The 21,819-nt window shown below is 64.3% G+C and carries 19 protein-coding genes; 8 read left to right on the forward strand and 11 right to left on the reverse strand.

Translation table 11 applies throughout. From position 1 onward, the window contains the following. Window positions 1-441 precede the first annotated feature (441 nt). Together GSQ79_RS10025 and GSQ79_RS10030 are read right to left on the reverse strand one after the other, a co-directional pair. A complete protein-coding gene (locus GSQ79_RS10025; protein WP_158808579.1) occupies window positions 442-648 on the reverse strand; it encodes a hypothetical protein in 207 nt (68 codons plus the stop codon). Beyond that, the gene (locus tag GSQ79_RS10030; RefSeq protein ID WP_158808580.1) at window positions 630-1,829 is read right to left on the reverse strand and encodes a hypothetical protein; all 1,200 of its coding nucleotides are present in this window, start codon (window positions 1,827-1,829) and stop codon (window positions 630-632) included. Before GSQ79_RS10030 ends, GSQ79_RS10025 begins: the two co-directional genes overlap by 19 nt. Before the next feature lie 115 nt (window positions 1,830-1,944). Here GSQ79_RS10030 and GSQ79_RS10035 point away from each other — a divergent pair, with 115 nt between their 5' ends. The 3 genes from GSQ79_RS10035 to GSQ79_RS10045 all read left to right on the forward strand — a co-directional run bounded on the left by GSQ79_RS10035 (window position 1,945) and on the right by GSQ79_RS10045 (window position 4,609). Further along, a complete protein-coding gene (locus GSQ79_RS10035; RefSeq protein ID WP_158808581.1) occupies window positions 1,945-2,304 on the forward strand; it encodes a hypothetical protein in 360 nt (119 codons plus the stop codon). Window positions 2,305-2,309: 5 nt separating this feature from the next. Next, a complete protein-coding gene (locus GSQ79_RS10040; RefSeq protein WP_158808582.1) occupies window positions 2,310-3,713 on the forward strand; it encodes a hypothetical protein in 1,404 nt (467 codons plus the stop codon). 152 nt (window positions 3,714-3,865) lie between these two features. Continuing rightward, window positions 3,866-4,609 (forward strand): SDR family NAD(P)-dependent oxidoreductase, encoded by a 744-nt coding sequence (locus tag GSQ79_RS10045; RefSeq protein WP_174243188.1) that lies wholly within the window; start codon window positions 3,866-3,868, stop codon window positions 4,607-4,609. Between the two features lie 47 nt (window positions 4,610-4,656). On the opposite strand, the gene GSQ79_RS10050 is transcribed toward GSQ79_RS10045, so the two are convergent. The 6 genes from GSQ79_RS10050 to GSQ79_RS10075 all read right to left on the reverse strand — a co-directional run bounded on the left by GSQ79_RS10050 (window position 4,657) and on the right by GSQ79_RS10075 (window position 12,150). After that, window positions 4,657-6,843: a hypothetical protein gene (locus tag GSQ79_RS10050; RefSeq protein ID WP_158808583.1), complete on the reverse strand. Its 2,187-nt coding sequence runs from the start codon at window positions 6,841-6,843 to the stop codon at window positions 4,657-4,659. A 435-nt stretch (window positions 6,844-7,278) separates the two neighbouring features. After that, window positions 7,279-8,253: an ABC transporter substrate-binding protein gene (locus GSQ79_RS10055; protein WP_246725239.1), complete on the reverse strand. Its 975-nt coding sequence runs from the start codon at window positions 8,251-8,253 to the stop codon at window positions 7,279-7,281. Window positions 8,254-8,296: 43 nt separating this feature from the next. Continuing rightward, the gene (locus GSQ79_RS10060; protein ID WP_246725240.1) at window positions 8,297-9,160 is read right to left on the reverse strand and encodes an ABC transporter permease; all 864 of its coding nucleotides are present in this window, start codon (window positions 9,158-9,160) and stop codon (window positions 8,297-8,299) included. Beyond that, window positions 9,157-9,939 carry an ABC transporter ATP-binding protein gene (locus GSQ79_RS10065; protein ID WP_158808584.1) on the reverse strand — a complete coding sequence of 261 codons (783 nt, stop codon included), beginning with the start codon at window positions 9,937-9,939 and terminating at the stop codon, window positions 9,157-9,159. The genes GSQ79_RS10060 and GSQ79_RS10065 overlap by 4 nt, the downstream gene beginning before the upstream one ends. Window positions 9,940-10,127: 188 nt before the next feature. Continuing rightward, complete coding sequence (locus GSQ79_RS10070) at window positions 10,128-10,574, reverse strand: DMT family transporter (RefSeq protein ID WP_158808585.1); 447 nt, start codon at window positions 10,572-10,574, stop codon at window positions 10,128-10,130. A gap of 229 nt (window positions 10,575-10,803) precedes the next feature. Next, window positions 10,804-12,150, reverse strand: coding sequence for an outer membrane beta-barrel protein (locus GSQ79_RS10075; RefSeq protein WP_158808586.1), 1,347 nt, complete (start codon window positions 12,148-12,150; stop codon window positions 10,804-10,806). 446 nt (window positions 12,151-12,596) lie between these two features. On the opposite strand from GSQ79_RS10075, the gene GSQ79_RS10080 reads away from it, so the two are divergent. Then, window positions 12,597-14,462 (forward strand): potassium transporter Kup, encoded by a 1,866-nt coding sequence (locus GSQ79_RS10080; protein WP_246725241.1) that lies wholly within the window; start codon window positions 12,597-12,599, stop codon window positions 14,460-14,462. Between the two features lie 240 nt (window positions 14,463-14,702). Beyond that, window positions 14,703-17,369 carry a DNA mismatch repair protein MutS gene (gene mutS, locus GSQ79_RS10085; RefSeq protein WP_246725242.1) on the forward strand — a complete coding sequence of 889 codons (2,667 nt, stop codon included), beginning with the start codon at window positions 14,703-14,705 and terminating at the stop codon, window positions 17,367-17,369. Window positions 17,370-17,691: 322 nt separating this feature from the next. Here the strand turns inward: mutS and GSQ79_RS10090 are convergent, their stop codons facing one another. Then, the gene (locus GSQ79_RS10090) at window positions 17,692-18,474 is read right to left on the reverse strand and encodes an alpha/beta fold hydrolase (protein ID WP_158808589.1); all 783 of its coding nucleotides are present in this window, start codon (window positions 18,472-18,474) and stop codon (window positions 17,692-17,694) included. A 119-nt stretch (window positions 18,475-18,593) separates the two neighbouring features. Between GSQ79_RS10090 and GSQ79_RS10095 the strand changes: the two genes are divergently transcribed. Further along, on the forward strand, window positions 18,594-19,310 hold the full coding sequence (locus GSQ79_RS10095; RefSeq protein WP_158808590.1) for a phosphoribosyltransferase: 717 nt from the start codon (window positions 18,594-18,596) through the stop codon (window positions 19,308-19,310). On the opposite strand, the gene GSQ79_RS10100 is transcribed toward GSQ79_RS10095, so the two are convergent. Continuing rightward, complete coding sequence (locus GSQ79_RS10100; RefSeq protein ID WP_158808591.1) at window positions 19,307-19,756, reverse strand: MarR family winged helix-turn-helix transcriptional regulator; 450 nt, start codon at window positions 19,754-19,756, stop codon at window positions 19,307-19,309. The two genes, GSQ79_RS10095 and GSQ79_RS10100, sit on opposite strands and share 4 nt — an antisense overlap. 92 nt (window positions 19,757-19,848) lie before the next feature. Here GSQ79_RS10100 and GSQ79_RS10105 point away from each other — a divergent pair, with 92 nt between their 5' ends. Both GSQ79_RS10105 and GSQ79_RS10110 read left to right on the forward strand, forming a co-directional pair. Further along, window positions 19,849-20,628, forward strand: coding sequence for a VOC family protein (locus GSQ79_RS10105; RefSeq protein WP_158808592.1), 780 nt, complete (start codon window positions 19,849-19,851; stop codon window positions 20,626-20,628). A 108-nt stretch (window positions 20,629-20,736) separates the two neighbouring features. Beyond that, the gene (locus tag GSQ79_RS10110; protein ID WP_158808593.1) at window positions 20,737-20,943 is read left to right on the forward strand and encodes a hypothetical protein; all 207 of its coding nucleotides are present in this window, start codon (window positions 20,737-20,739) and stop codon (window positions 20,941-20,943) included. Here GSQ79_RS10110 and GSQ79_RS10115 read toward each other — a convergent pair. Further along, a partial coding sequence (locus GSQ79_RS10115; RefSeq protein WP_158808594.1) for a LysR family transcriptional regulator occupies window positions 20,904-21,819 on the reverse strand: 916 nt, incomplete at its 5' end. The genes GSQ79_RS10110 and GSQ79_RS10115 overlap by 40 nt on opposite strands.

A 21,819-nucleotide genomic window follows, 5' to 3' on the forward strand; every position in this document is an offset into this window, starting at 1 on the left:
TCAGTGAGGGCTTTCGCTGTCGCGTGCTGCATGCCTGCTCTTGTCGCAGCCGCGCCGCCCGCGCAGCCCCCATCCTTAAACCCACGGCTACCAGGACAACCCACCCTGCTTTTTCTGTCAATGACGGGGCGAAGCCCCGCCGCCTTCGGCGGTCGCCGATCATTGACAGAAAAAGCAGGGCGGGTTCGGGTCGGCCGTTGCGTTCAAGGATCGCTCTGCCGGCGCGGCGGGCGTGCTCCTTCTCCCGATGCGGGAGAAGGGGGCCTTCGCGTGAGCGAAGGTCGGATGAGGGCGCTAGGCGGGAGCCGCCGTCCTGGTGCGGACTCTTCCGACATCGCCCTCATCCGACCTCGCTTCGCGTGGCCACCCCGGATCAAGTTCGGGGCAGGCTCTTCTCCCATACATGGGAGAAGGGGTGCCCGGTGCCGCCGCCCGCTCTTCTCACCGCAAATAATCCGGCTTCAAGTCGGGGTGTTCGGCGAAGATCGGGCGGAGCGCGTCGGCACTGATTGCGCCCATGGTTCGGCCGATCATATCACGGATGCGTAGGTACTCAGCCGGCGTTTCGGCCTCTCGGATTTGGAAGAGGATGTCGTTCTGCTCGCCGAGATGGCGCAGCAGGAGATCGGTCAGCGATCCTGGGCGCAAGCGAAGCTCTGCCGCAGGCCGGCCAGTTCCGCGATCCATGGCTCGAACTCCGCCACCACTTTCGCCTCCAGCGTCGCTGTAGCGCGAAAGCCGTCGCCGCGCGCGATGGGGTCGAGCCATTCGCCAAACAGCGGGTGCACGTCGGCGATGGCCTGGAGCTCGCCGAGGATGCGCTCGAACTGCGAGGGCGGGGCGGCGTTGCGCATCGTCAGAATGGCGCGATACCAGATCGGGGGGTGTTTTAGGGCGTGGTCGGGCTGGTCCAGCAGCACGTTCTTGCCGTGCAGCAGAATAAAGACGGCGGTGATGCCGATGAGGCGGGCGCAGATCCTGTCGCCGTCGCCGCCGTGTTCGCGTTGTGCCGCAAGGCGGCGCGCCGCCCAGGCGTCGGCCTCGACTTCGGCCCCGTAGTGGAAGGCCGACAGGGTCGCCGTCGACACGTCTGGTGCGGCAGGCGCGGCGGCCGGCATCGCCGGTTCGACGGCAGGCGTGGTTTCCGCCATATCGAGACGACGCTGTCTGAAGACCGTCGTATCGAGATGACCGCGCAGGATATGCGCGAGCTCGTGCAGCCAGGTGAAGTTCACGGCCGCCAGAAAACTCGCCTCGAAAAGCGCTCGGCGCGTCCGATCCATCGCGGCGAGGCGATCGTTGAGAATGGGCCCGGTGATCTCCCGCGTGGCACAGCGCGCGAGCCGGAGCCAATCGGCCCGCTCCAGGCTCTCGGGTCGTCTGTCGTTGCGGCTCTCGCGCTGTGTCTGAAGGCTCCAGGCAAGGTGTTCGAGGCCTGGCGCGAGGTCGGGGAAGGCGGTTGGCTTCGCCAGCGGCGCGACGTGGCCGATGCCGGCCATCACGCCCGGCTGCGTCCAAAGGCCAGCGAGCACCGAAAACAAGCTGGTCAAAAAGCCTTCCGACATCGTGGCGACAAAGCCGACCGCGCCGGTTGGAGCGGCGAAAACCTGGATGTCGTCGTTGGGTACGCAAAACAGCGCAACGATCCGACCGTCCTCCAGGACCGCGAGGGCAGCACCGTCGGGCGCCACGGTGCCCTTGGCGCCGGCAACGAGCCGCTGTGCCGCACGAACGGCCGTCGGCACGAGCGTCGTGCCCCGCCAGGTCTGCAGATCGATCGGCACGACGCCGATCGGGTGTTCGAGATACGCCGCATAGACCTCATGCATCGCCAGGGCTCGCGTGAAGCGCGCAATTGTTACAGAGAGCACTCGACTTTTGAAAGCGGCCTATGCTATCGATTGCGACAAGCTGGATTTCGCCGACGCATTGGCAGGTTCGGATATGGACGACTCGATTAAAAGCCATATGGATCGATGGGAGCACCTGTCGACGGATGAGCTTTACGCTCTGCTGCCGCCGGAAACCTTCGGCCTCGACGAAGACGATGCCGAGGGGCGGGTCGACTCCGGGCGCACGATTTTCATCCGTATTTTGCCGAGGATCCGCGAACATATCTGCGGCACGGAGCTGTATCACAAGCTCCTGCGGGAGCGCCCGATGCGGACGCATGTGGAGATCGCGGTTTTGCTGCTGGATCTCCTGCCGGGAGCCTCGATCATGGGCGTGCCCTGCGGGCCGGTGCTTCTGATCATCATCCGCGAGATGTTCGAGTCGTTCTGCGTTCCGGGCCGGAGTTTTTAAGCCGCATGGGCGACGCGCCGGCCAGCGTTAGACATGCGGGCGGCGGCGAAGCGACACCGACGGCCGCTCAGGACAACCCAAAATATCTCGAGCAGCGCACCTACACCGGGCTGCTCGACGACGTGATGATGCGGTACTCGAACGACTATGCGAGCGCCGACTTCTTCAACCGGATCATCGCCAAAAACCTGTTCTTCGGCGGCGGCATCTATTTCAACGACGGCTATCTCGTCAATCATCCCGTTGCCCGGAAAGCCCTCTACAACGAGAATAGTCTGCTGCGGGCGATGCTGACGACGGGCTTCATCCGCATCCTCACGCGCACACGGGATGGCGACGCGCTTGCGGCAATGCCGCAGAGCATGGCCAAGCAGAATAATGCGTCCTACAAACAATTGGTGGAGTCCACGGAGTGGCCGACGTTCTCGCGCGTCTGGGAGCGTGTCGCACACGCCGCGTTCTACACCAACATGGCGCGCAGCTGGCCGAACTACGACATGTCCTACGGCTTCACGAAGCTGATGCATCGTGCTTTCGGACACGATCCTGCGAACCTTGGGCTCCCCAATATTTCGACCGCGGAATGGCAGCGCATTCGGGACGACTTCGATCGGCGTCGTCCGCAAGACAGCGGACCGCGCGACAAGCTGGAAAAGGCGGCCTTGACGGTGCTGGCGGACAAGGTCGATCTTCGCGGCGCCATGAACGACATCATGACCATCGGCAACCAAGCCTATCACTACAACTTCGGTTTGACGCTGACCGATGAGGAACAGCGGGGCGTGGCGGTCGATACGACGATCGGCCCCGCGTTCGACGAATTGCTCGAAACCCAGGAGATCGAGCAAGGAGCCCTCGACGATCTCCCCGCCATGTGGCTGCCGCGCAACTTTCCGCTCGAGCACGGCGACGTTCTCATGCCTTTGGTCAGTCCCGGCTCGGACGCATTCGAAGCGAAAAAAACCTATCTCGCCGCGCTGGAGGCGGCGGTCCGGCAGTCGCGACAGAATGCCGAAGCGGCGAAGGAGCGGCTCATGGCGGCGACGGAGCGCTATCAGGCCGCCCTCGTCGATATTCTCGCGCCGCGCTTCGAGCGGTTCGATCTCGATCGCGCCTTCGGCGACAGCTTTACCGTCGCCTTCGGGTCTATGGGCGCGAAAGCTTCGGCGGCGCCGACGCCGGGTTTGGCCATCAGCATTCAGGGCGAGGCGACGCAGCGTGGGCGCGATTTTTTGATCGAGCGGTTCAAGATGCGCGACGTGACCGAGTCGTTCGATCCCAGCAAAGAGCACGTCGTGAAACTGGGCGAGATCCAGCCGCTGCTGCGCCCGCACATCTCGTCGCTGGCCTTCGCCAAACAGGAAGCCGAGGATTTCGTTTCAGACATTCCGCGGGCCCCGGACTTCTGAAGTGAAGGCGTGTTCCGCTGCGTGGCAAGCCACGCCCCGTCTTGAAAGAGCCCATTCCAGACCTCGTCAGCTTCAAAAAATACAGGCACCGACCTCTTGTTTGCCGCCCCCGACCCTTCATATGACAATCATCATATTAATGGGAGTGCATCATGGGTAAGCTCAGCAACAAGGTCGCGGTGGTCACTGGGGCTTCGAAAGGCATCGGCGCGGGAATCGCCGAACGGCTGGCGGCGGACGGCGCGAAGGTGGTCGTCAACTATTCGCGCAGCGTCGCGGAGGCCGAGGCGCTCGTCGCCAAGATCAAGGCGGCCGGCGGCGAAGCGGTCGCGGTGCGGGCGGACATTGCCGACCCGGCGCAGATCCAGGCGCTGTTCGACAAGACCCTTGACGCTTTCGGGACGGTCGACATCCTCGTCAACAACGCCGGGCTCTACATTTTCGGCGGCCTCGACAGCGCGACGCCGGAGCTCATCGACAAGCACTACAACTTGAATGTCAAAGGGCTGATCCTGGCGACGCAGGCGGCGGCGCGGGTGTTTCCGAAAGAGGGCGGGGTGGTCGTCAACATTAGCTCGGGCGTCGCCAAAACGCCGATGGTCCAGGCGCAGGTCTATTCCTCGACCAAGGGCGCGGTGGATGTGCTGACGCGCGGTCTGGCGGTGGAACTCGGGCCACGCAACATCCGCGTGGTGGGCATTGCGCCGGGTTTGACATCAACCGAAGGTACGAGCGGCATGGACCAGCCGACCAAGGATCAGTTCATCGGGCGTACGCCGCTCGGCCGGCTCGGCGTGCCGGCGGATATCGCGGCGGCGGTGGCGTTCGTGGCGTCGGAAGATGGCGCCTGGATCACCGGCGAAACGCTGCAGGTCGGCGGCGGCCTGACGCTGTAACTGCACCTGCGCCAAGTCGTCGGCTTCGGCTTGAACCGGGCTGCCGCCTATGGCTGCGTCGGCAGCGAGCCGGTCTGCTCCTCACTACTGGGAAGCGTGGGCGGTGCCCCTGTGATGTCGTCCATGACAAGCTGATTCATCGCACAGATGAACGAGCTGAGCCGGTAGCCGTCGTGGCGGGCCAAGGCGGTGTCGTAGGCTCGCATGTTCCAAAAGGGATCGTTGGCCCGCGTGATGGCTGCCGCCCCCGACAATCGCGCGCCGTGGCGAAACTCCGCCGCTGCCGCCCCTTCGCCGACCGCGTTCGGCTCGGACGGCTTGAGGGTCTGGCTGTCCCAGAACGTCCCATTCGGTTTGACTTGCTCCGCCTTTCGAGCACGGATCAGCCAGCGATTTGCCGGCTCGCATTCGATCGCGGCATCGGCAAGCGTCGCGTAAGGATGATGCATTTCCTTACCTCGGTCGGAGAGACCAAACAGTTCGTGGGTCGTGCCGAACGGGGCCGCCGAGGAATAAGCAAAGTCCGTCGGGAAACCATCGGCTGGGCGCGGCGGATCCAAATGACCGATCGTGTGCGACATTTCCTGATTTGTGTTCTGGAAGGGGAATGTGGCAAAGCCGAGAGAAAGCCAATGCGCGGGACGAGACTTAACCCATTCCCAAGGTGTCGGATCGTGCCATAGGTCGCAACTCTGGCCCGGCGCATGGGGCTGATTTTGCATTGCCGCCTCCCAGCGTTCAAACATCAAGGACAGCGGCCGGAAATCGAATTTGAACGTCGGAAAAAGCTCCTGTGTCGCCCAGTCATAATCAGGCGCGTCGTCGCCCTTGCCGATCTTTTTGTAAAATTCTTGTTTGTCAGAACTCTTGGCCTTCCAGGCCAACCAGACACAGTCGCTTTTGCGCAAGTCAGCGGGCGGAAAAGAAAGCGCAGATGTCACCGAGACGACGATCGGCTTCTGGTCTGCCGTAAAAAACGTGTGGCCGCTCACGACATCGTCCATCGACGTGACTTCGTCGACATGGAACGGGATGCGGTCCCAGACCACGCGTTGAAGCGCCGTCCATTTCGCCGCTTCTGTCGCCGGATTGACGAGAACGACGAGGTTGCCGAGGACCGGTGGAACATGCGTCCCGCTCCGATGTTCATGAACCATTTTGACGAGGTCATCCTGCAGACCTGTCGCGAGCATGTTGCCGCCGAGACTGTGCCCGAAGACGATCATCTTGTTCGTCTTAAAATTGGGGCTCGGTGCGCCGTTGGGCTGCGTCGGCCAGAGGGTCCGCTCAATAGCCCGTAGGGCCGATATGGCGCCAGGCGCCACCTGCTCGCTCACCGGTTTTCGATCAAACAGAGTTGTAATGGCCGCCAAAGTCCCGAAGGTGGTGCCGAGATCTCGTCCGAGCCGCCTCCGCATCGCGGTCTCATCCACTCGCGCGCCTCGCCAGCCGACATAGATCGCGGTCACTTTCGTGTCGCAGTAAAGTTGCTCTGTTTCGCATCGTCTTTTTAGAAAGCGCGCGACGTGGGCTGCGTAGTGGCGGACATCGGCAACGTTGTTGTCGCCGATGTCAGCATTGTGCTGCCACCCATGAATGAACACGATCACATAATTAGAGCCCTGCGATAGATGGTTTCTGAGCGCATCGAGTTGGGTGATGATGGGAGTCGGGCCGGCCTGATGTTCAAGGTTGAGAATATCCGGCACAGGCGGACGATCGTTACCGCGATCATCGGTCTCGATGAGAGGATAGGGATCGCCATTTTCATTGAATTCAAGGAAGCCGAGATAATAATCTAAAGTATGTGCTGACGTTGAAGAGGACACCACATGGTGTTGAAGCGCACATCTAAACCGTGTTGCCCAAGCGGGATCCTTCGCAATAGCATCGTCTTCATCGTTGCTCGGGTCAACACAGCCATTGTCGTCTGTCGTTTCAGTTTTTGCACGCGCCGGATCAGTCTCGGAAAGGATCGTCCACCCCTGATCAAGTCCGGCCTGGCAAATTGCTAAAGATGGATGAAGCGTGCGATAGGCGCCAACGCGCGGCGTCGAAACGGCAATGTTCGCCAAGAAGAAAAGGCCCATGATAAATAAGGCAAATCCAAAGAATACTTTGACGATTGTCGATGTCGCGCCGGAAAGAAGACGCCACGCCTTCCCTATAAAGACGATAGCACTTACAGGCCAGCGTCCTTTTGGCCGAAGATCGATTTCTGGCTCTGGAGCCATGGTGAACGTCCGCTAAATGCGCTATCGCGCTAATAAGATTTAGTTTTGCGAATCTCTATACATTATAAGCAATTTCTGTGTGGGCCTACAAGCCTTTAGAACAGTATAGCTAGGTTCGCGCTTTTCGAGTTTGCAAGGCGTTCATATAAGATGGGCGCGAACTCCGCGTAGGTCAGAACCATCTCCCGTCGATCACCCGGCGACGATCAGGTCGGCGGTAGACTGAAGCTGTAGATCCTGGCGTCGTGACGGACGCGCCCCGGGATGATATCGCGGCTCTCTTATTTGCCGAGGAAGTCTCGCGGCAATGAAACCCCGTGTCATCCGACGGCGACACGGGCCAAACCTGTGTCGCCGTCCGCTGATCTCGGGCTCCGTCTGTGTCGCCGTCCGTCGACCGCGGCCCTCGCCTGTGTCGCCGGACGGCGTCTTGCGTTACTTGCCGATCGCCTTCTTGGCGTAGGTCTGCACCACGAAGTCGGCATAGACCGGCTGCGCCTTTAGGTTGCCGAGGCCGATCTGGGTGTTCATCGCGGTGATCAGCGCGTCCGGCGTGGTCTCGACGGTTGCGGGGTAGACCTTTTCCGCGATCATCCGCTTCACCGCCGCCTCGACGACGCTGGGCTCGAGTTTCGGAAATTCCTGCTGCGCGATCTTGATGGCTTCGGCGGGATTGGCCTGGATGAATGTCAGCGCCTCCTGCAGCCCGTTGACGACACCCTGCGCCTTCACCGGATCGGCGTCGGCGCGCGCGGTCAGCGAGGAGAAGGCGTAGGGACCGAAGGCTTTCGGGAAGCCGAAGACCACCTTCATGCCCTTGGCGACGACCTGGTCGAGGCCGGGTTCGTACATCACCGCGACCTTGGCCTGTCCGGCGAGGAAGGGGCCGGGCTCGGTGCCGATCGGCACGGGGATCTGGTCGACCTCGGTCTTGCCGTCCATCCCCTTCTGCTTCAGCAGGTTGAGGAACAGCGAGGTGCTGGTCGTCGGCATCATGCCGGTGACGATCTTTTGGCCCTTGAAACTCTGCACGTCCTTGAAGTCGAAGTCCGGCGTGGCAGCGATCCACACCGCGGCGCCGCCGACGATGGCGGCGATGATGTCGACTTTCGCGCCTTTGGAGGCGGCGATCGCCGTCCATTCCGGGCCGTGGATCGAGAAATCGGCACTGCCGGAGATGACGGCCGACAGCGCGGCCGGCGGCGTGCCCGCGGTCTCCTTGTCGACCTCGAGGCCCTGCTTGGCGAAGAAGCCTTTGTCCATGGCGATGTAGAAGGGCAGGTACAACACCGACTGGAAGGCCTGGGTGATCACCACTTTGGTCGCGGCTTGCGCCTGACCGAGCGGCGCAGCGAGGAGGGCAAGAGCCGTCGCCGAGGCGAAGAAGGCGGAACGTTTGGAAGCAAACAAGGGGTGGTCCTTTGAAGCGAAGGGCGTGGAGCCTAGGGAAAGATCAGATCTGGATCTGCTGGCGGCCGCTGTCGAGCTTCCACGGCAGCAGGCGGCGCTCGACCATGTCGATGAGGTGGTAGAGCACGAAGCCCAGCGCCATCAGCATGAACAGGCCCATCCACACGGTGTTGAGATCGTAGAGGCCGGAGGCCTCGTAGATCATGTGGCCGAGGCCGCGCTTGGAGGACATGAATTCGCCGACCACCGCGCCGACGAGGCCGAAGCCGATGTTGATGCGGAAGGTCGAGATGATCACCGGCACCGTCGAGGGCACCACCACGCCGAAGAACACCTGCCGCTTGTTGGCGCCCATCGAGACCATCAGGCTCTGCAGGTCGCGGTCGGCGTCCTTGGCGCCCTGATAGGCGGCGATGAGCGCGACGAGCGCGGTCATCGACACCGCCAGCGCCACTTTTGAGACGAGGCCGGTGCCGAACCAGAGGATGACGATCGGCGCCAGCGCGATTTTCGGCACGCTGTTCAGCGCGACGATGAAGGGCTCGGTGAGGCGCGCGAGGAACACGGAATACCACAGGCTGAGGCCCACGGCGGAGCCGAGGATGGTGCCGATGACGAAGCCCAGAATCGCCTCATACAAGGTGATCCAGGTGTCGTAGGGCAGCGACCCATCGGCCATGCCGGAGAAAAAATCGGCGCCGATGCCGAGCGGCGCGCCGACGAGGAAGGCGGAGATCCAGCCCTGGCTGGCGCCGATCTGCCAGGCGCCGAGCACGGCGACGACGGCGAGGATCTGCAGCGCCGCGCGGCCGAGCGCGGTGTCGAACAGGTTGGCGCGGCGCGGCTTGCGGATGGCGCCCGCCGCAGCCTCTTTGCGCGTGGCTTTCGTCGTGACGGCGATGCTCACGCGGCATCCCTCCGGGTCTGGATGTCGAGTTCGCCGCAGAGCGTATGAAAATAGTCGGAAAAACGCGGATCGCTGCGCGCGTCGATCGGGGTTCGCCGGTCGATCTCGATGACGTGCTCGGCCTTCACGGAGGTCGGGCGGCCGGAGAGCACGACCACGCGTTTCGACAGCGCCACCGCCTCGTCGATGTCATGCGTGATGAGAATCACCGTCTTGTTGAACAAAGCCACCGCGTCGAGCAGCACGCCCTCGAGGTAGAGCCTTGTCTGGTAGTCCAGCGCGGAAAACGGCTCGTCGAGGAGGAGAATGTCGGGGTCCATGATCAGCGTGCGGATCAGCGCCACGCGCTGGCGCATGCCGCCGGACAGCGTCGCGGGAAAGGCGTTCTCGAAGCCGGTGAGGCCGAAACGGGCGAGATACTCCCGGGCTGTGTCTTCCGCGGCCTTTAGCGGGGTGCCGCGCACCTGGAGGCCGAGCAGCACGTTCTGCAGCACGGTGCGCCAGGGGAACAGCAGGTCCTTCTGCATCATGTAGCCGATGCGCCCGCGCAGGCTGCTGACCGTCTCGCCGCGGTAGACCATGGTGCCGGCATCGGACTCGAGAAGGCCGGCGATGATGTTGAACACGGTGGTCTTGCCGCAGCCGCTCGGCCCGATGACGCTGACGAAATCGCGCTCGTAGATGTCGAAGCTGATGTCGGCGAGAACCGGCGTGATGACCTTCTTGCGCTCGAAACTTTTGCGCATGCCGCGAATGCTGAGTTGGACGTCCTGCGTCATGCGCTTTGTAAAACCTGCTGTTTCAGAAGGCAGTCCACGAGCAATCGCTATGCCAGGGGTGCCGGCGTCCCGTGAGTGTCACCCAAGCGCGGGCGCGAGTCGAGAGCAGCGCCAAGCTGCGGATCGGACATCACGTCGCGGGGCGGCCGTCCTGTTGCGGATCGCCGCCGGCGCCCGCTGGCGATGCTCTAGCGACGGATGAGCACCACGCCGCCGATGAGGAGGGCGACGCCGGCGAGACGCGCCAGGTCGACGGGCCGCTGCGCGAGGCCGAGCCAACCGAAGTGATCGAAGGTCACCGACGCGAGCATCTGCCCCGACACGAGAAACGCGAGGAATGTCGCGGCGCCGAGTTGCGGCACGAGATAGATCGCGAGGCCGACGAAGATCGCGCCGAACATCCCGCCGCTCCATCCCCACCAGGGGATCGTCCGGGCCACGGCGGCGGAGGGGAGGGGATCGCGCAAAGCCATGACGACCGTCACCATGCAGGCGACGCCGACGGCATAGCTCATGAAGCCGGCCCACGCGGCCGAGTTGAGCGCGGCCCGCAGATTGGCGTTCAAGGCCTGCTGGATCACGATGCTGACGCCCGCGGCAACGGCGAGGAACGCGGGGAGAAGAACCTGCAGCATGACGATGTCCTCGGCGAATCGCAGCGCCGTTCTGGCCCACCGCAGGGCATCGACAACCATCATCGCTTTGCGGGGTCAACACGCCGACCGGCCCGGGCGGCCTTCGCAGGTCGAGCCCCGGGCCCGTGCGTCCGGTTTGCGTCGCTGCGCTCGCAAACGCGGAGGCGCCGGCAAACAAAAAGGCCGGTCGCTTGCGCGCCGGCCTTTCGTCTTCGCAAGATTGGTTGGATCAGAATCCGATGGTGACGTCGCCACCGAAGGTGAACTGATCCTTGTGCGCGGCGCCGGTGTTCGAGTTGACGATGAACGGCGAGTTGTTGCTCAGCGCCCGATCGTAGCGGATTTCCGGACGCACCATGACGAGGGCGAAGCCCTTCGGCAGGTTGCTCGGCTTGTAGGTCAGGCCGAGGGTGATCGCCCCATAGGTGGTCGGGCCCGGGAGCAGGGTCGGGTTGGCGACGGGCAGGCCCTTTTCGCCGCGGACGAGGCCGAGGTTGTCCGGGAAGTTGGCGACAAAGAAGCCCTTGTCGTCACGCGCCACTTCGCCGCGAGCGTTCAGGGTGACTTCCTTGTTCAGCGCATAGCCGAAATACTGCGCGATGGCGTAGTAGGACGCGGAGCCGGTCGGCAGCGGGATGCCCGTCGTCGAGAAGCCGCCCGGCGCGTTGCCGAACTCGTCCTTGGTGTAGTTCAGCTCGGTGACCGAGGTCCAATCGTCGTTGATCTTATAGGTCAGCACGACGTCGTTGTAGTAGCGCAGATCGCTCTTGGCGTTCGGGTCGACCAGCAGCGACTGCTCCGGGCCGATGTGCGACAGCGCCAAAACGGTCAGCTTGTCCTCGAACAGGTGGTTCAAACCGAAGCCGACGAAGCCGGCGATCTGACGGTTGGGATCGCCACCGCCGAAAGTCGTCTGGTTGCCGGTGTCGACGCCGAGCCAGATGTCGAGCGTGTTGTTGACGTGGGTCGTCGAGAGAATGCCGGTGTGGTTGAAGGTCACCGCGTAGTTGTAGGTGTAGGAGTGCGAGTAGAACGGGTTGGTGCTCGGATCGAGCGTCTCGTAGCCCTGCGGCGAGCTGTAGAGACCGACCTTCAGGTCGACGCCGCCTTCGGTGAACCAGGGCAGATGCGCAGCGCCGTAACCCTGCACCAGACCGAACTGGTTGCGGCCGGTGATGTTGCTGTCGGCGAAGCCGAGGAAGTGGTTGTAGCGCTCGTCCGAGCCGAACAAAGCCTGCGCCGTGAAGCCGAAGGCGTAGCCCGTGGCCTTCGGGTCGATGTTTTTGGCGACGGTGAGCAGCGCCTGGTTGATCTGCGGCGTGTTGGACCGATCGGTGTAGAGGTGACCGATGTTCTGTCCGTTGGCGGAGTTCGAGGCATTGCCGAGAATGCCGCCTTCGAACTGCGCGTGGTATTCAATGCCGTCGAACAGGCTGAAGGTCGGAAGCGCAGGGGCGACAGGCGCAACCGGCGTCGGTGCCAGATCGGCGGCGTGAGCGGTCGACAGAGCGGCAGAAAGAGCAAAGGCCGCTGAACACGACAGAAGAACGGATTTAAAAAGACGTCGAGTTGCCACGAACTAATCCCCCCAGGAATGAAGCCTTAGGAAACAGAAATTCGTCATTCGAAGCAAGATCTTGAAATCACTAATGCCTTTTAGTTGCAAAGATAGCACTCTTCGCGGCGTTGGCCGGCAATGTGGACAAAAAGGAGGCACATTTTGCCTTATTCGTCGCATAGCGCAGGCAGATTCTTGAGCGATCTGGCGTTTCCATTGGGGATCCGGCGGCGGCGCGTGGCGCATTCCGTTTGGGCAAGTTGTCGAATCATGCCGCACCGTGGCCCTTCTCCTCATCCTACCAATTCGATATACCGGCTTTGGAAACGAGAGGTCGGGGCGCTGCCCAAGCCTCGTCTGAAGGAATGAATATGTCGCAAGACATCGCGGGCGAGGCTGCTCCGATCCCGGTGGACCCTGTCCCCGGATCGGCGGCAGAAAAGACTCACGCGCCGGCGGCCGACATGCAGCATCCGCACAAGGCCTCGCTAGCGGCCATGGCGGTTGGTTCGATCGGCGTGGTCTACGGCGATATCGGCACCAGCCCGCTTTACGCCCTGCGCGAATCGCTCGCCCATTCCAAGGCCGTCGGGCTCCACGACAGCACGGTGATTGGCACGGTCTCGCTGCTTGTCTGGGCGCTGTTCTTCACCGTCACCGCGAAATACGTGCTGTTCCTGATGCGTGCGGACAACAAGGGCGAAGGGGGCACCTTGTCTCTGATGGCCTTGGCGATCACCGCGCTCGGGCGTCGGTCCGCGGCGGTGTTCTTTCTCGGCGTCGCCGGTGCCGCGTTGTTTTCCGGCGATGCGATCATCACCCCGGCGATCTCGGTGCTGTCGGCGCTGGAAGGCCTCGACCTCATTACGCCCGTGTTCGATCCCTACGTCCTGCCGATCACCGTGCTGATCCTGGTCACCCTGTTCTTCGTGCAGCAGAGCGGCACGGCACGCGTGGCCACCTTCTTCGGGCCGATCATGGTGGTGTTCTTCGTCGTCATCGGCCTTCTCGGCATCATCCACATCGGCGACGCGCCGCGAATCTTTGCCGCGTTCAATCCGTTGAACGGGCTGTGTTTTCTCTTCGGCCATGGCTTTCTCGGCTTCATCGTGCTGGGCTCGGTATTCCTGTCCGTCACCGGCGCCGAAGCGCTTTATGCTGACATGGGCCACTTCGGCCGCTTCCCGATCCAGATCGCCTGGCTCGCTTTCGTGCTGCCGTGCCTGCTGCTGAATTATCTTGGCCAGGGCGCGATGGTGCTGGCCGATCCCAAGACCGTGGAAAACCCGTTCTTTCTGCTCGCACCCGGCTGGGCGCTGCTGCCGCTCGTCCTGCTCTCGACCGTCGCCACCGTCATTGCCAGCCAGGCCGTCATCACCGGCGCCTTCTCCATCGCGCGTCAGGCGATTCAGCTCGGGTTGCTGCCGCGCATGCTGGTCCTGCATACGTCGGAGATGCAGGAGGGGCAGATCTTCATTCCCCGCGTCAACCGCATGCTGCTGATCGGGGTGCTCGCGCTGGTGCTGCTGTTCAAGAACTCCAGCAATCTGGCGAATGCCTACGGCATCGCCGTGACCGGCACGATGGTGGTGACCACCGCACTCGCCTTCGTGGTGGTGTGGAAGATGTGGAAATGGCCTCTGTGGGGCGCACTCGCCTTCATCTCCATGTTCCTGGTAGTCGATCTCGCCTTCCTCGCGGCCAACCTGGTCAAGGTGGTGGAAGGCGGCTGGGTGCCGCTGCTGCTCGCGCTCTGTTCGATGGTCATCATGTGGACCTGGGTGCGCGGCAACATGCTGCTGGTGCGCAAGACGCAGCGCGATTCGATCCCGACGCTCGAACTCATCAAGATGCTGGAGAAGTCCAAGCCGACGCGCGTTTCGGGCACGGCCATTTTTCTGACCAATCACGCCGACACCGCGCCGTCCTCGCTGATGCACAATTTGAAGCACAACAAGGTGCTGCACGAGCGCGTGCTGATCATGTCGGTGAAGACCGAGGGTACCCCGCGGGTGCCGGCGTCGAAACGCTACGAGATCGAAAAGCTTTCCGACGATTTCACCAAAGTGGTGCTGCATTACGGCTACATGGAAAGTCCGCGCGTGCCCGCAGCGCTCGCCTCGCTGCGCAAGACCGGTCTGAAGTTCGACATCATGACGACCTCGTTCTTCCTCGGCCGGCGCACCATCAAGACGTCGCCAACGTCGGGGATGCCTCTGTGGCAGGACAATCTTTTCGTCGCCCTGTCGAAGCAGGCGGCGAATGCCACGGACTTCTTTTCGATTCCATCCGACCGGGTGGTCGAGCTCGGCGCCCAGGTCACGGTGTGATGCGCCACTACGATCTGCTACGTCATTCCGGGGCGGCGAAGCCGAACCCGGAACCGGTGTGCCGCTACCGCGAATGTTACAGGTGGACAGCAGCAATGTCGGTGCGCACCGGTTCCGGGTTCGCGCCATTGGCGCGTCCTGGAATGACGGCGCTCGGTATCCATGCGTAAAACCGACCGCGATCAGGCGCCGTTCAACCAGGATGCCGTCGTCCCCGACGTCGCGACAAAGCCCTCGCCGATGATGGTGCAATACCTCGGTATCAAGGCCTCGCATCCCGATGCGCTGCTGTTCTACCGCATGGGCGATTTCTACGAACTGTTCTTCGGTGACGCGGAGATCGCGGCCAAGGCGCTCGGCATCGTGCTGACCAAACGCGGCAAGCACGAGGGCGCGGACATTCCGATGTGCGGCGTGCCGGTCGACCGCTCCGACGAATACCTGCATCGGCTGATCGAGCAGGGCAACCGCGTCGCCATCTGCGAGCAGATCGAGGACCCGGCGGAAGCGCGGAAGCGCGGCGGCAAATCGGTGGTCGAGCGCGCCGTGGTGCGGCTGGTGACGCCGGGCACGCTGACGGAAGACCGCCTGCTTGCGCCGGATCGCGCCAACTGGCTGCTCGCGCTGTCGCGGGTGAAGAGTGCCGACGGTCCCTGGCTGTTTGGCTTCGCCGCGGTGGATATTTCCACAGGCGCCTTCGAGGTCGGCGACACGCCTTTGCTCAACCTCGGCGGTGAACTCGGCCGTATAGACCCGCGCGAAATCGTGGTCCCCGAAACCATCGCCGCGCTACCCGATGTCGCCCGCGTGCTCGCGGAATGCAAGGCGCCGGTCACGAAACTCGGGCGCGAGCCGGGCTCCGCCGAACGCCGGCTGCTGGATTTTTTTGGCCTCGCCACGCTGGAGGGCCTGGGCCAGCTGACTTCAGCCGAGATCGCGGCCGCGGCCACCGCGATTCTCTATCTCGATCGCACGCAATGCGGCGCCAAGCCGAACCTGCATCCGCCGCGCCGGACGAGCCGGGCGAGCCACATGGAGGTGGATGCCGCGACGCGCGCCAATCTCGAGCTGACGCGCACGCTCGCCGGCACCCGCGAAGGCTCGCTGCTCGCCGCGATCGACCGCTGCGTGACGCCCGCCGGCAACCGTCTGCTTGCCGCGCATCTGTCGAACCCGCTGACAGACCGCGCAGCCATCGAGGCGCGACTCGACGCGGTCAGCTTCTTCGTTGAGAACCGCGCGCTGCGCGCCGATATCCGGCGCCTGCTGAAAAGCGTGCCCGATCTCGCGCGTGCGCTGTCGCGCGTCGGGCTCAACCGCGCCGGGCCGCGTGATCTTGCATCCCTGCGGGACGGTTTGGAGGCGGCGCGCGCGCTCGCCGCGCTGCTCCACGACGATGGCTTTCCGCAAGCGCCGCCGCCGACGCTTCTCGTTGCCGCCCGCAAAAAAGCGGCGGCCACGGATGCGGCTTTGTCCGTCAGCCTTGCGGAAACGCTTGGCGATTCCCTGCCGCTGCAGCGCCGGGACGGCGGTTTCGTCCGTGCCGGCCGCGACGCCGCGCTCGACGAAATGCTGGCGTTGCGCGACGAGAGCCGGCTGGTCATCGCCGCGCTACAGACGCGCTATTGCGAGCAGGCCGATACCAAACGGCTCAAGGTCAAGCACAACAACATGCTCGGCTATTTCGTCGAGGTGCCGCAGGCCCTCGGCGAGCGTTTTGTCGAGGCGCCGCTCAACGCCACCTTCATCCATCGCCAGACGATGATGGACGCGATGCGCTTTTCCACCGCCGAACTCGCGACTCTGGAAGCCAAAATCGCTTCGGCCGGGGAGGGCGCGCTGGCGCGGGAGAACGCCCTGTTCGACGAGCTCGCGGCCGCCATCATGGCGAATGCCGAGACGATATCGGCGGCTGCGGAGGCGCTCGCCAAAATCGACGTGGCCGCCGCCCTTGCCGAGATCGCCGCCAGCCGCGAATGGACGCGGCCCGAAATCGAAACTTCCGGCGTCTTCGCCATCGAGGGCGGCCGCCACCCGGTGGTGGAAGATGCGTTGCGGGTGCTCGGCGAACCGTTTGTCGCCAATCATTGCGATCTGTCGGCGAAGACCGGCATGGGGGCAGGCGGCGGGCAGATCGCCGTCGTCACCGGCCCCAACATGGCCGGCAAGTCGACCTTTCTCCGGCAGAACGCACTGATCGCTGTGTTGGCGCAGATGGGCTCCTACGTGCCCGCCAGCAAGGCCACGATCGGCATCGTCGACCGGCTGTTCTCCCGCGTCGGCGCGGCGGACGATCTGGCGCGGGGGCGATCCACGTTCATGGTCGAGATGGTCGAGACGGCGGCGATCCTCAACCAGGCGACGCCGGCGTCGCTGGTGATCCTCGACGAGATCGGCCGCGGCACCGCGACCTTCGACGGGTTGTCCATCGCCTGGGCGGTGATCGAGCACCTGCACGAGAAGAACCGCTCGCGGGCGATCTTCGCCACCCATTTCCACGAATTGACGCAGCTCTCGAAGCGACTCGACCGGCTGGTCAATCTCACCTCCCGCGTCGCCGACTGGCATGGCGACGTGGTGTTCCTGCATGAGGTCGTGCCGGGCGCCGCCGACCGGTCCTATGGGATCCAGGTGGCGAAACTCGCCGGTCTGCCGGCGGCGGTGGTCAAGCGCGCCAAGGCGCTGCTCGCCGAACTCGAAGCCGGCGACCGCGGGGCGCCGATCGCCCGCCTCATCGCCGACCTACCGCTGTTCGCCGCGGCCGCCGCCAGCGCGCCACCGCCGCCGGATGACGCATGCGACACGCTGCGTGACGCCCTTGCCGCGATCGACCCCGATGTCTTGAGTCCGCGCGAGGCGATGGCCGCGCTGTACCGGTTGAAGAGCCTCGCCGACGAGGATAAATAATATTTTAGACTGTGAGCCGGGCCGCTCGAACCGACGGTGCGAGACTCCGCTAGAGTCTTGTTTTCATTTGAGCAGCGCCGTCTCACGGTCAGGTATTGGTGTGGCGCCACATCAATCAGGGTTTGCCATCACACAATTCTGTGTGTTGGCTAGCGGCCGCGATGATGGCTCTGTCCGCCGGCCGCAAAACTGATCCCCCCAAGGCCCCGTTTGCGGTTGAGCCGTTCGGCAGGTCAACGAACCTGCCGAACGGCCGCTACCTTGCTGATGCGCGCATCGCTTGGTCTGACGCCGCGGGCACAAGTCAGGGCCAAAACCGTTCCTATAGAAACGAATTCAACGCCGCGAGGAAATCGGCGGCATTGGTCTGCGATGCCGCGTGGCCGCCGTAGGTCAGCCTCGCCAAGCGCGCGCCCGCAATGCCGGCGGCAAGCTCTTCGGAACAATGCATCGGCGTCAAAAAGTCGTCCTCGGCGCAGAGCACCAGCGTCGGCACCGCGATCTCGCCCATCCGCGCGCGGCGGTCGAAGGCAAGCAGCATGTCGACGCGCGCCGCCATGACTGCGGCCGGAGGCGAGGTCGCGATGAACATCGCGATCAGACGTTTCAGGCGGTCGCCGTCCTCGGAAATCCAGCGCGGCGGGTAGAGGAAGAGCGGCGAGCCCTGGTGGTAGGCCTCAATACCGCTGCTCGTCAGCAGTATTTTTCGGGTGACGAAGCAAAGATCGAAGAACGGGTCGGGGCCGGCCCAGCCGGCGTAGAGGACAAGCTTGTCCAGCCGCTCCGGACAGTCCTGCCCCATGATCTGTCCGACGGCGGCGCCGGTCGAGTGTCCGACGAGGTGGGTCTTGGCGATACCGAGATCATCCATCAGCGCCGTGACGTCGGCGGCGAGCGCTTCGACGCGATGCGTGGTGCGCCGGCTGCGCGTTTCGCCTGTTCCCATATGGTCGTGCGTGACCACCGTAAACTTTTCCGCCAGCTGCGGGAGCAGGTTGCTCCAGTAGCCGCGCGATCCGCCGAGGCCGGTGACCAGAAACAGCGGCGGTCCGCTGCCGGTCACGTCGTAGACGAGCGTGCCGTCCGGTCGGTCAAGTGTCGGCATGGTTCGATCCCCAACGGTGTGTCTCTGGCCGTGGAATCGCGAGCTAGAAGCGTGCCAGGCTCGCCACGGCCCATGGCCCAGATCATGCGGGGGCGGCGGACCATCCCAAAGAGTATCCCATGACGCGCAGCAACCACACCGAGCCGACGACGCATTTCTGGCAGCAATTCCACGACCACCTGCCGGCTGTCGAAACGCAGGCGCCCTATCGCTTCGCCTTTCCGGTGCAACTGCCCGACGGCCGCTGGCTCAAACTGCCGATCCGCCAGCGCGCCGACGATTCCGAGCGCGCCGTGGCCTCGTTCATTGCCAACCATGCGGCCTTTACGGTTATCGATGCCCTGGCCGGCCATATGGTGGCGCAGGTCCGGGATCTGGCGGTCGACGTGGTCGTCGGCCTGCCGACGCTCGGCCTCGCCCTTGCTCCGCCGATTGCCCGGGCGCTGGGGCAGGACCGCTTCGTGCCCTTCGGCACCTCGCGAAAATTCTGGTACGACGACGCCTTTTCCGCGCAGGCGGCGTCGATCACAACCACGGCGGTCCGGCCGATCTACGTCGATCCCAACCTGATCCCGTTGCTGGCGGGGCGTCGCGTACTGCTCGTCGACGACACGATCAGCAGCGGCGCCACGGCGGTCGCCGCGCTCGCCGTGTTGCGGGCGGCGGGCGCGGTGGTCGTCGGCCTCGCCTTCGCGATGAGCCAGGGCCAGCACTGGCGCGGCCTGCTTGCGGCGCAGGCGCCGGACGCGCTCGAAAAAGTGTCGTTTGTCTTCCAGTCGCCGCACTTGGCCTTTTCCAGGGCGGACGATGGTTGGATCCCGGTCGCCCCACGCTAGGCCGCGATCATGCGGAGCGCTGCACGCAAGGCGTCGGGACCGACGTCCTCGAGCTTCCCTTCCAGCGCCGCATGCGTGCGTGTCCAGATCGGCATCGCCCGCGCCAGGGCGGCCATGCCGGCTGCGGTCAGGCTAAGCAGGCGGCTGCGCCTGTCGTCCGGGGCCGGCGCGATTGCGATCAACTCGCGCCGTTCCAGTACTTTCAGCGCGGCGGTCAGCGTCGTGCGGTCCATCGCCAGAAGCGCAGCCACGGCCCCGATCGCCGGCGGCTGCGGTCGGTTCAGCGCCATCAGAAGCGAGAACTGCCCATTGGTGAGGCCGGCCGGGCGGAGCGCCTCGTCGAAATGCCGCGCCAGGGCCCGCGCCGCGCGCTGCAAATGCAGGCACAGGCAGGCGTCGCGGACGTGCAGCGTAGCCGCGTAGGGCATGGTCGGCGCCTTTGACATGATCGCGTTACGTTGATATCAACTCTTTAACGAATGCAAGGCTTGAAAGCCGGCACGCGCCGCGATCGACGCGGACACCAGGGGAGGGATGCATGGCCGCACAGGGCAAGTTCGTCTGGTACGACCTGATGACCACCGAAAAGACAGCCGCGCTCGCCTTCTACCACGCCGTGATCGGGTGGGGCACAGCCTCGGGCGGCGTCGCCGACCGCGATTATACGATCCTCAGCGCCGGCATGACGCCGGTCGGCGGCGCGATGGACCTCCCGCAGATGGCGCGCGATGCTGGCGCCCGGCCAAGCTGGATCGGCTATATCGGCGTGGACGATGTCGACGCCGCCGTGGCCCGGCTCGAGGCGGCGGGCGGCGGCGTGCATCGCGCGGCCGAGGACATCCCCGACGTCGGGCGTTTCGCCGTGGTCCACGATCCGCAGGGTGCGACCTTCACGTTGTTCACGCCGTCCGGCAGGCAGCAGGCGCTGGACGCCGCCGCGGGAACGCCTGGGCATGTCGGCTGGCACGAACTCCATGCCGCCAGCGGAGACGACGCCTTCGCCTTCTACGCGGAGCAATTCGGCTGGACCAAGGGTGAGCCGCACGCCATGGGGCCGATGGGCATCTACCAGCTCTTTGCCACCGGCGGCGAGGCGGTCGGCGGCATGATGACCAAGATGCCGAACTTTCCAGTGCCGGTATGGATCTTCTACTTCAATGTCGAGGATACGGCGGCCGCTGTCATCCGGATCAAGGACGGCGGCGGGCAGGTGCTCAACGGCCCGATCCAGGTGCCGGGCGGCAGCTGGATCGCCCAGGCGCTCGATCCGCAGGGCGCAATGTTCGCGGTGGTTGGGCCAGGAAACGCCGAGGGTTAACCACGCCTCGCGAGAGCATTAAAAAATTGATTGAAGGCGACGAACGAAAGCGGAGCTTCGGCGTTTCCGGAACGCGCGGCATTGCGCTTTCAACTTGTAGAGCGTGCGATGTCCAAGGTTCTTCGTCGATGCGTCGGTTACGGCGCGCTTGCCGTCGCGACCTATCTCGTTCTGCTTTTCCTCACCTCTTTGGTTCCCCCGCCGCTCGAAGGGCGGCAGATTGCAGGCGTGCCGAGCGGCATGCCCAGCATGAGCGCGGCCGAGCGCCTTCGCGGTCAGGCGTCGTTGCTGACAGGCCGCTCCGTCGCCGAATGAGCGTTTATCGAGAGCGTTTCACCGTCGCATAAACGGTCCCAGAACGCCTCGGCCGCCTTGTCCTGCGCCACCGCCGGCCGGAACACGTGGATCGCCAAGGTGATGTCGGTATCGGGCCGTGCGACGCGCACCAGCGTTCCCGCGGCGAGGTCGGCTTGGATCAGGCTCAACGGCAGCCAGGCGACGCCGCGCCCGTCCAGCGCCACCGTCCGTAATGCCGCCGCGAGATGCGAGGTGAACACCGGTCGCGCATCCGCTGATGGCCGCCCGGCTGCGGCGACGATCCGGCCCAGTCCCGACTCCGGGCTATAGGCGAGCAGGGGCGCTGCCGACGCAGCCTGCGCGGTCGCGGGCGCCGCGACGAGACAGAGCGCGTCGGTGCCGACTTCGACCGACGGGAACCGTGCTGCGTCGAGCTTCGTCGGCGCGGCGGCGTGATGGTGGCACAGCAGAAACTGCACATGACCCAGCAGCATCCGTTGTTCGCAGGCCAAAAAGCTGTCCGACATCAAATGCACGGTGGTCGGCGCGCGGCCGTCCTCGAGCCGGTGGAACCAGGCGGGAAAAAAGGTGAAGGACAGAACGTGGGTGGCGGCAAAGCGCAGCGCCGCGGTCTGGCTTCGCGCCGCCTCACGCACGTCGTCGCGGGTCTGCGCGATGCGCCGCAGCATGTCCTGCGCCGCGGGCTCGAAGCGCCGACCCGCCGTTGTCAGGGTGACAGGCTGCGCCTCGCGATCGAACAGCGGCACGCCGATCCAGTCCTCCAGCGCGCGGATGCGGCGACTGAAGGCAGGCTGCGTCACGTGCCGCAGCACGGCGGCGCGGGAAAAATTGCCGGTGCCGGCGAGGGCCGCGAAATCCTCCAGCCAGATCATG

This window comes from Beijerinckia sp. L45 (assembly GCF_009765775.1).
Lineage (GTDB): Bacteria > Pseudomonadota > Alphaproteobacteria > Rhizobiales > Beijerinckiaceae > RH-AL1.

Excerpts from the sequence above, each read along its gene's own strand:
- GSQ79_RS10030 (WP_158808580.1), bottom strand. The coding sequence starts at position 1,829 with ATGCATGAGGTCTATGCGGCGTATCTCGAACACCCGATCGGCGTCGTG.
- GSQ79_RS10035 (WP_158808581.1), top strand. The coding sequence starts at position 1,945 with ATGGACGACTCGATTAAAAGCCATATGGATCGATGGGAGCACCTGTCG.
- GSQ79_RS10040 (WP_158808582.1), top strand. The coding sequence starts at position 2,310 with ATGGGCGACGCGCCGGCCAGCGTTAGACATGCGGGCGGCGGCGAAGCG.
- GSQ79_RS10045 (WP_174243188.1), top strand. The coding sequence starts at position 3,866 with ATGGGTAAGCTCAGCAACAAGGTCGCGGTGGTCACTGGGGCTTCGAAA.
- GSQ79_RS10050 (WP_158808583.1), bottom strand. The coding sequence starts at position 6,843 with ATGGCTCCAGAGCCAGAAATCGATCTTCGGCCAAAAGGACGCTGGCCT.
- GSQ79_RS10065 (WP_158808584.1), bottom strand. The coding sequence starts at position 9,939 with ATGACGCAGGACGTCCAACTCAGCATTCGCGGCATGCGCAAAAGTTTC.
- GSQ79_RS10070 (WP_158808585.1), bottom strand. The coding sequence starts at position 10,574 with ATGCTGCAGGTTCTTCTCCCCGCGTTCCTCGCCGTTGCCGCGGGCGTC.
- GSQ79_RS10080 (WP_246725241.1), top strand. The coding sequence starts at position 12,597 with ATGCAGCATCCGCACAAGGCCTCGCTAGCGGCCATGGCGGTTGGTTCG.
- mutS (WP_246725242.1), top strand. The coding sequence starts at position 14,703 with ATGATGGTGCAATACCTCGGTATCAAGGCCTCGCATCCCGATGCGCTG.
- GSQ79_RS10090 (WP_158808589.1), bottom strand. The coding sequence starts at position 18,474 with ATGCCGACACTTGACCGACCGGACGGCACGCTCGTCTACGACGTGACC.
- GSQ79_RS10095 (WP_158808590.1), top strand. The coding sequence starts at position 18,594 with ATGACGCGCAGCAACCACACCGAGCCGACGACGCATTTCTGGCAGCAA.
- GSQ79_RS10100 (WP_158808591.1), bottom strand. The coding sequence starts at position 19,756 with ATGTCAAAGGCGCCGACCATGCCCTACGCGGCTACGCTGCACGTCCGC.
- GSQ79_RS10105 (WP_158808592.1), top strand. The coding sequence starts at position 19,849 with ATGGCCGCACAGGGCAAGTTCGTCTGGTACGACCTGATGACCACCGAA.
- GSQ79_RS10110 (WP_158808593.1), top strand. The coding sequence starts at position 20,737 with ATGTCCAAGGTTCTTCGTCGATGCGTCGGTTACGGCGCGCTTGCCGTC.